Consider the following 1,851-nt stretch of genomic DNA (forward strand, 5'->3'; position numbering starts at 1 on the left):
TTTCTATATCAACTACGGATTTGTTTGAGGCAGCATACATTTTAGGACACCACCCCTTTAATTTAACGCGCACACGCGCCGCCATCGCGCCGTTTTGCATCCCGCATTTTCTGCCGTGATAATGCCCGTTCCCTCAACCACTACCGGCAACCTATGAGCGTCAACAAATACAGCAAACACATCACCCAGGACGACACCCAGCCCGCCGCCCAGGCGATGCTGCACGCCATCGGCCTCTCTGACGACGACCTGCGCAAGCCCATCGTCGGCATCGCCAGCACCGGCTACGAAGGCAACCCCTGCAATATGCACTTAAACGACCTCGCCCGCGAAATCAAAAGCGGCGTGCAGGAAACCGACAGCGTCGGCCTCATTTTCAACACCATCGGCGTCAGCGACGGCATCTCGATGGGGACGCAGGGAATGCGTTACTCGCTGGTCTCGCGCGACGTCATCGCCGATTCCATCGAAACCTTCATGCAGGCGATGTGTTACGACGCGCTCGTCACCGTCGTCGGCTGCGACAAGAATATGCCCGGCGCGCTGATGGCGCAGTTGCGACTGAACCGCCCCTCCATCCTCGTCTATGGCGGCACCATCGCCGCCGGGTATCACAATGGCAAAAAGCTTGACGTCGTCTCTGCCTTTGAGGCGTGGGGACAGAAGGTCGCGGGGACGATAGACGAGGCGGAATACCGCGACGTCATCCATTGCGCCTGCCCCGGCGAAGGCGCCTGCGGCGGGATGTACACCGCCAACACCATGGCGTCCGCGATTGAGGCGCTCGGCATGGCGCTGCCCTACAATTCCTCCAACCCCGCCGCCGGGGCGGAAAAACGGCGCGAATGCCTGCAAGTGGGCAAGGCGCTGCGCTACCTGATGGACAACGACATCCGCCCGCGCGACATCGTCACCCGCAAGGCAGTCGAAAACGCCTTCCGCCTCGCCATCATCCTCGGCGGCTCCACCAACGCCGTGCTGCACTTCCTCGCCATCACCCGCGCCGCCGGTATTCCCTTCACCATCGACGAACTCGCCGCCTTGAGCGAAAGCACGCCGATGCTGGCCGACATGAAACCGAGTGGCCGCTACGTCATGGAAGACGTACACAAAATCGGCGGCGTCCCGGCGGTGATGAAATACCTGCTGGAGCGCGGCATCCTGCACGGCGACTGCATGACCGTCACCGGCAAAACCGTCGCCGAAAACCTCAAAGACGTCCCCGGCCTGCCCGCCGGACAGGACATCATCCAGCCGCTGGAACGCCCCATCAAGGCGACCGGCCACATCCGCATCCTCTACGGCAACCTCGCCAGCGAAGGCGCCGTTGCCAAAATCACCGGCAAAGAAGGCCTCTCCTTCACCGGTCGCGCCAAAGTCTATGAAGGCGAATTTCTCGCCAACGAAGGCATCGCGCGCGGCGAAGTCACCGCAGGCACGGTGGTCGTCATCCGCTACGAAGGGCCGAAAGGCGGCCCCGGTATGCCGGAAATGCTCAAACCGACGTCTGCCATCATGGGCGCGGGGCTGGGCAAAAGCGTGGCGCTGATAACCGATGGCCGCTTCTCCGGCGGCTCGCACGGCTTCGTCGTCGGCCACGTCGCGCCGGAAGCGCAGGAAGGCGGCAACATCGCCCTCGTCGAAGACGGCGACCTCATCACCATCGACGCGGTGAAAAACACCATTGACGTCCATCTCTCCGATGAAGAACTCGCCGCCCGCCGCGCCCGCTGGGTACAGCCGCCGCTGAAGGAAAGCGCGCGCCAGGGCGTGCATTACAAATACGCGCGCACCGTCAGCTCCGCCTCGAAAGGCTGCGTGACCGACGAGTTTTGACGTGCCACCATGATG

Annotated in this window: 1 protein-coding gene; it reads left to right on the forward strand. The window is 62.6% G+C overall.

The genetic code is table 11. The features are described from left to right. Positions 1-153 precede the first annotated feature (153 nt). Positions 154-1,836: a dihydroxy-acid dehydratase gene (gene ilvD, locus Q0349_RS00585; protein WP_298078803.1), complete on the forward strand. Its 1,683-nt coding sequence runs from the start codon at positions 154-156 to the stop codon at positions 1,834-1,836. The last annotated feature ends 15 nt before the right edge of the window (positions 1,837-1,851 follow it).

The sequence above is a fragment of the uncultured Cardiobacterium sp. genome (genome assembly GCF_938028185.1).
Classification (GTDB): domain Bacteria; phylum Pseudomonadota; class Gammaproteobacteria; order Cardiobacteriales; family Cardiobacteriaceae; genus Cardiobacterium.